Origin of the sequence: Salipiger mangrovisoli (genome assembly GCF_015223355.1) — a bacterium.
GTDB classification, from domain to species: domain Bacteria; phylum Pseudomonadota; class Alphaproteobacteria; order Rhodobacterales; family Rhodobacteraceae; genus Salipiger; species Salipiger mangrovisoli.
Genome location: NZ_JADFFK010000091.1, coordinates 1 through 1,268 on the forward strand (window position 1 = coordinate 1; position 1,268 = coordinate 1,268).

Annotated in this window: 1 protein-coding gene; it reads right to left on the reverse strand. The window is 64.7% G+C overall.

Features of this window, described 5'->3' with window-relative positions:
* Positions 1–92: 92 nt before the first annotated feature.
* Positions 93–1,268 (reverse strand): elongation factor Tu, encoded by a 1,176-nt coding sequence (tuf, locus tag IQ782_RS29585; RefSeq protein WP_194138237.1) that lies wholly within the window; start codon positions 1,266–1,268, stop codon positions 93–95.

The window sequence follows — 1,268 nt, forward strand, 5'->3', positions numbered from 1 at the left end:
GCGCCATGCGGGGCCGCGGCAAGGAAAAGGGGCCGCCCGATGGGCGGCCCCTTCCCTATGTCCGCCCGGTCCGTAGACCGGGCAGCAGATCATCACTCGATGATTTTCGACACGACGCCGGAGCCGACGGTGCGGCCGCCTTCGCGGATTGCGAAGCGCAGACCGTCTTCCATCGCGATCGGGGCGATCAGTTCCACGGCGAACTTCAGGTTGTCGCCGGGCATGACCATCTCGGTGCCCTCGGGGAGGGTCACGGTGCCGGTCACGTCGGTGGTGCGGAAGTAGAACTGCGGACGGTAGTTCGCGAAGAACGGCGTGTGACGGCCGCCTTCTTCCTTGGTCAGGATGTAGACCTCACACTCGAACTTGGTGTGCGGCTTCACCGAACCCGGCTTGCAGAGAACCTGGCCACGCTCAACGCCCTCGCGGTCGATGCCGCGCAGCAGGGCGCCGATGTTGTCGCCGGCTTCACCGCGGTCGAGCAGCTTGCGGAACATTTCCACACCGGTGCAGGTGGTCTTCTTGGTGTCGCGGATGCCGACGATTTCCAGTTCGTCGCCGACGTTCACGACGCCACGCTCGACGCGGCCGGTGACCACGGTGCCGCGGCCCGAGATCGAGAACACGTCTTCGATCGGCATCAGGAACGGCTGGTCCACGGCACGGGCCGGCTGCGGGATGTACTCGTCCACGGCCGCCATCAGTTCGCGGATCTTGTTCTCGCCGATTTCCGGCTGGGTGCCGTTCATCGCGTGCAGAGCCGAACCGGCGATCACGGGAATGTCGTCGCCCGGGAAGTCGTAGGCCGACAGCAGTTCGCGGATTTCCATCTCGACGAGCTCGAGCAGCTCTTCGTCGTCGACCTGGTCAACCTTGTTCATGAACACGACCATGGCGGGGATGCCCACCTGGCGGCCCAGAAGGATGTGCTCGCGCGTCTGCGGCATCGGGCCGTCAGCTGCGTTCACAACCAGGATCGCGCCGTCCATCTGCGCCGCGCCGGTGATCATGTTCTTCACGTAGTCGGCGTGGCCGGGGCAGTCCACGTGCGCGTAGTGGCGCGCGTCGGTCTCGTATTCCACGTGCGCGGTCGAGATCGTGATGCCGCGTGCTTTCTCTTCCGGCGCGCCGTCGATCTGGTCGTACGCCTTGAAGTCACCGAAGTACTTGGTGATCGCTGCGGTCAGCGTGGTCTTGCCGTGGTCAACGTGACCGATCGTGCCGATGTTGCAGTGCGGCTTGCCGCGCTCAAACTTTTCCTTTGCCAT

Excerpts from the sequence above, each read along its gene's own strand:
- tuf (WP_194138237.1), bottom strand. The coding sequence starts at position 1,268 with ATGGCAAAGGAAAAGTTTGAGCGCGGCAAGCCGCACTGCAACATCGGC.